5 protein-coding genes are annotated in these 4898 nt (G+C 66.6%); all 5 read right to left on the bottom strand.

Features of this window, described 5'->3' with window-relative positions; genetic code table 11:
• Positions 1-1275, bottom strand: a 1275-nt coding sequence (locus ACI38Z_RS02195) for a sensor histidine kinase (RefSeq protein WP_439788549.1), incomplete at its 3' end; no start/stop codon positions are given.
• Positions 1265-1936 (bottom strand): response regulator transcription factor, encoded by a 672-nt coding sequence (locus ACI38Z_RS02200; protein ID WP_439788550.1) that lies wholly within the window; start codon positions 1934-1936, stop codon positions 1265-1267. The genes ACI38Z_RS02195 and ACI38Z_RS02200, both read right to left, overlap by 11 nt.
• A gap of 241 nt (positions 1937-2177) precedes the next feature.
• Complete coding sequence (locus tag ACI38Z_RS02205) at positions 2178-3110, bottom strand: putative ABC transporter permease (protein WP_439788551.1); 933 nt, start codon at positions 3108-3110, stop codon at positions 2178-2180.
• A 54-nt stretch (positions 3111-3164) separates the two neighbouring features.
• Positions 3165-4145 carry an ABC transporter permease gene (locus tag ACI38Z_RS02210; RefSeq protein ID WP_439788552.1) on the bottom strand — a complete coding sequence of 327 codons (981 nt, stop codon included), beginning with the start codon at positions 4143-4145 and terminating at the stop codon, positions 3165-3167.
• Positions 4145-4898 (bottom strand): ABC transporter ATP-binding protein (locus ACI38Z_RS02215; RefSeq protein WP_439788553.1); only part of this gene is annotated, 754 nt, incomplete at its 5' end. The genes ACI38Z_RS02210 and ACI38Z_RS02215, both read right to left, overlap by 1 nt.

The following is a 4898-nucleotide window of genomic DNA, read 5'->3' on the forward strand; positions in this document are numbered from 1 at the left end:
GAATCCGCCCTTTACAAAGCCGGAGATCGCGTTCGCGCGCGACCTCGCCTGCGGGTCGCGTCGCGTCGGCAGCGTCACGGTCATGGTGACCCCGCTGCCGTCGGGCTTGGCCTCCGCGCGGGCCTTGCCGCCGTGGGCGCGCGCGACGGCCGCCACCATGCTCAGCCCGATGCCAAAGCCGCCCGCCTTGTGCGTCCGCGCGCGGTCGGACTGGTAGAACCGCCCAAACCAGAGCCCGACCTCCTTGGGGTCCACGCCCTTGGTCTCGTTGGAGACGGTCAGTTCGGCCTGGTGCAGGTGGTGCCCCTCCAGGCGCACCTCGATGCTCCCGCCCGCCACGGAGTACTTGAAGGCGTTGTCGATCAGCGCCCCCACCATGCGCTGCAGGTACTGCTCGTTGCCGCGCACGTACACGTTGGGCTCCACGTCGCAGCTGAGCGGGTGGCCCTCCGTCAGCACGCGCGACTTGAACCCCTTGGCCTCGCGCTCCACCACGTCGGACAGGTTGACCATGCCGATGGTGCGCTCGTCCTCCGTCGCCGCGCGCGAAAGCACGATGAGGCTCTCGGTGAGCCCGCTCATGACGCCCACCTGGTCCTTTATATCATCAATCCACTCGTTCTCGCCCACGTCCATGGCCAGCACGTCCGCGTCGGCCGAAATAATGGAGAGCGGCGTCCTCAGGTCGTGCCCCGCATCGATCACAAACTGCCGCTGGCTCTCGTGCGCGCTCACGATCGGCCGCACGATGCGCTTCGACACCAGCATGAAGATGACCGTCACCACCACGACGCCGCCCGCGTACACCATCATCTCGTCCGTCACGCTGTCGTTCAGCGCCGCGATCTGCCGGTCACGGTCGAGAAGGACGACGGTCTTCGTCCCGTCCGCCTCGGACTGCACGCGATAGCGGAACTTGCCCACGTAGCCGCGGTCCTGGCTACGTGCCAGCGCCTTCTTCACCAGGGTGGCGGCCTCGTCCTCGTTCACGGTCGCGACGTGGTCGAGGTTCGCGCTCTGGACGGTGCCGTCCGCGCTCACGGTCGCCATCAGGTAGCGCATCTCGTAGAAGCCCTCGATCTTGCTGCTCGAGTAGCCGGACATGTCCTTGGGCGTCTCGCCGTCGTTGGCGATGATCTGGTCGATGGCCTTGTCCGCGTCCACGTCCACCTGCCCGCGGCGCACCATGTACGTGCCCACGAACATCACGCCCAGCAGCACCACGAGCGCCGCCGCCACATAGATCGTGAGCTGTATGCGGAGCCTACGCTCCACAGGACTCGACCATCCTCCAGCCGTCGTCGGAGGAGCCCTCGACCTTCACGTCGGAACCCAGCGCCTCGAGCTTGCCGTTGAGGTAGCTCGCGTACAGCTCCACCTCGCCGTCGAGGGCGGCGCCGTCCCACACGCGCTCGCTCAGCCAGCTCGTGTCGACCCTCTTGCCTCCCGCATGGGCCAGGAGCGCGGCCATCTGGGCCTCGCGCTGGTTCACGCTGAGGGAGCCCTCGCGGGTCGAGAGCGTGGAGTCGTCCTCGCCGATCACCAGGTCGCCAAAGCACACCTTGGGCGAGGCGCCGGAGCGGTGCCGCGCCGCCGCGCGGATGCGCGCCACGAGCTCGCGGCTGTCGTACGGCTTGGTGATGTAGTCGTCCGCGCCGTCCTCCAGGCCAACGACCTTGTCGTCCACCTGCGTCTTTGCGGTCAGCAGGATCACCGGCACGTCGTTTCCCTCGGCGCGCACGCGGCGGAGCACCTCCAGCCCGTCGAGCCCGGGCATCATGATGTCAAGCACCGCCACGTCAAAGTAGCCGCCCCTGAGCGCGGAGAGCGCCGCGGGGCCGTCGTGCACGACCTCGACCGTGAGGCCGCTCTTCTGAAGTATCACCTCGGTCGCGCGCGCAAGGCGCACGTTATCCTCGGCAAGCAGAACACGCATGGGCATCCCATCCATAATCGCAGTTGCGCGGGGCACTGGGCGCCCGCGTGGGCAGGCCCGCGCCTGCCGCATGGTTATGGTACCCAACCGCCCCGTGTTATCTCAGTCATGCCGTTCGCCCCGCCGAGTCGCCTGCGGTGGGGCGCACACGGGTCGCACCAATCGCACAAAGCTGGAGGATAGCTTGCGGCCGCAGACGCGGGGACGTCCTTCTCGCCCGCGGCGGCATCGTGCACCCGCGCTACTTGCCGCGGCCCTCGATCACCATGTTCTCGAAGCGGTGCGACATGAACTGGTTCGAGAAGTTGGCGTCCACCCACTCCTCAAACTGGTTGCGCGGAGGGATGCCCTGGTCGCGCTGGGCGCGGCGCGTGAAGCACGCCAGTGTCATGAACACGTCGAGCGCAAGGTAGGCGGCAAGTATGAACACGAAGACCACCTGGCGGCGCGTGGTGGGCTCGCCTATGAGGTCGAGCAGCCACGGCGTGATGACGGAGGACCACAAGAGGCCGATCACGCCCCAGAAGAACAGGAACGGCCACGAGACCCACTTGGTGATGTGGCCGGGCACGGTGCTGTAGTCCCAGGATACGGCGCCCATGAACGTCTCCATGCCCCAGCCGGTTATCTGCTCCAGCAGGCCGCCCACGGCCATGGACACCAAAAAGATCTGCCACCACTTCGCGTGCCGGCGCATGAGCTCGCGCGACACGAGGGTGAGCAGCACGGCCCCCACGCCGTACAGGGGCGAGAAGGGCCCCCATACCAGGCCGTAGCGCCCCTGCGTGAGCCCCTCCGTCAGGAACATCCAGCCCTCCTCGAGGAAGAGCCCGCCCACGGCCCCCACGATGAAGACGATCACGACCTGGTACCAGGTGATGCGCATGTGCTCCACGCGGTCGTTGCGGACGACCTTCTCGCGCTGGGCCAGGACCGCGAGCTGCGCGCGCGTGAGCCTGAGCGGCTTGCCGATGAGCTTGCGGTACCCCTTGAGCCGGTAGTAGAAGTCCAGCTCCTTGGCGGCGTCGCGCACGTCCTGCGGCAGCGCGCGGTCCTGGGCGGCGCGCTCGATGCGCTTGCCGCGACCCAGCCACGACACGAACCACTTGACCAGGAAGAAGATGCCCCTGACCACGAGGCCAAGGACCAGGAGGCTGACGAGCGACCAGAACATAGACTCAACTCCAGTGTCAGATTCGGACGGATCGCGGCGCGCGACCGAGGGGCGCTAGCGCGTCTCGACGGTGCGGCGCAGGCCCACGAGGGCGAGAAGGACACCCACCAGGGCCAGCACGCCCAGCATGAGCCAGACGTGTGCGAGGAAGGGCGCCGTCGCGGTGTACTCGGGAAGGTTGTGGTCGACCCCCAGGACCGACGGGCTGAGGGGGAAGTTGGTGATGTAGTCCTGCAGGCGGGCGATCAGCGTGTCGAAGAACGGGATCTTGGCGCCGGCGACGGGCGACTTGGAGAGCTCGCGCGTGGCGGCGTTGGTCACCTGGTCGGTCACCTGCTGCGACACCTGCCCCATGATCTTCTTGACCGAGGTCTCGGCCTTCCAGGGCAGGGTGTCGATGTCGAAGATCGTGCCGAGCGCGGAGAGCCCCCAGCGCACGATCGTGGTCTCGCGCAGGGGACGGATCGCGTCGGGCAGGCCAAAGAGCGTCTCGGACATGATGAGCTCGTAGATGAGGATGAACGGCGCCACGGTGAGCGCCTGCTGCGACGTGCGCACGATGGCCGAGACGCCCAGCCCCAGCATCTGCGCGGCAAAGGTGATGAGGAAGAGCGTGAGGAAGTACTCCACCATGGCGGGCGCGAGGAGCGCCGGCGTATTGACGGGCCACTCGATGATGTACGTGCTCATGTAGAAGAGGATCGCCGTCTGGAGAAGCGCGTGGGCGGCCTGCCACACCACGTTCGCGAATATGAACGAGTACGGGTTGAGGCCCGAGAACTTGTCGCGCTCGAGCACGTCGCGGGCGTCGCAGATGCAGAGGATGGAGTCGAACAGGCCCATCCAGAGGCAGCAGCACACCACGATGAAGAAGCCGATCTTGGCGTTCTCGTAGTAGTCGAACATGCGGTAGCGGATGACCCACGACGCGAGCGAGCTGATGATGAGGGCGGACGCCGCCATCAGCAGCTCGGACTTCTTGTTGAACGACTCGCGGGCAAGCATGGCCACCTGCTCGACGAAGCTCAGACTCATCAGCACATGCCTCCAAGGGCGTCGGGATGGTCGCGGCGCCACTCCTCGAAGCGACGGATGAACGGGACGGGGTCCTTGTCCATCAGGGTGTATATCTCGCGCGTGGAGCGCGTGTCGAAGTACTCGAACAGCTTGTCCGGTGTGCCGTAGAAGCAGACCTTGCCGTGCGCGAGGAAGCAGATCTTGTCGAACAGCTGGATGTTCTCGTAGTCGTGGTTGATCACGAGGCAGCTCATGCGCTCGTTGTGCACGAGGCCGTGCAGCACCGAGACGAGGTTGCCGGAGTCGCCGGGGTCGAGGCCCGAGGTGGGTTCGTCCAGCAGCAGGCCGTCGGGGTACGAGAGGAGCTCGCACGCAACCGAGACGCGACGCTTCTCTCCCCCGGAGCACTTGCGGATGAGCGTCTTGCTGACGCCCGTGAGCTCGAGCTCGCGCATGACCCAGTCGATTCGCTCCTTGGCCTTGGGGCCCGAGAGGTGCTTGACGGCGCGCGCATAGAACTCGAGCTGCTGGCGCACGCGAAGGTTCTGGTGCACGAGGTTCTGCTGTGGCACGAAGCCGAGGTTGCCCTCGAAGATGACCCGGCCCTTGGTGGGGCGCAGCGTCCCCAGGATGATGCTGCCGAGCGTGGACTTGCCGCCGCCCGAGCTGCCCACGATGGCCACGAGCTCGCCGCCCTTGATGGTGAGGCTGATGTCGTCCAGCACCTTCTTGCGGCCGAAGCTGCGGCTCACGTGCGAGAGCACGATGTTG

Source organism: Parafannyhessea sp. (assembly GCF_051876455.1).
Lineage (GTDB): Bacteria > Actinomycetota > Coriobacteriia > Coriobacteriales > Atopobiaceae > Parafannyhessea.

Excerpts from the sequence above, each read along its gene's own strand:
- ACI38Z_RS02210 (WP_439788552.1), bottom strand. The coding sequence starts at position 4,145 with ATGAGTCTGAGCTTCGTCGAGCAGGTGGCCATGCTTGCCCGCGAGTCG.
- ACI38Z_RS02205 (WP_439788551.1), bottom strand. The coding sequence starts at position 3,110 with ATGTTCTGGTCGCTCGTCAGCCTCCTGGTCCTTGGCCTCGTGGTCAGG.
- ACI38Z_RS02200 (WP_439788550.1), bottom strand. The coding sequence starts at position 1,936 with ATGCGTGTTCTGCTTGCCGAGGATAACGTGCGCCTTGCGCGCGCGACC.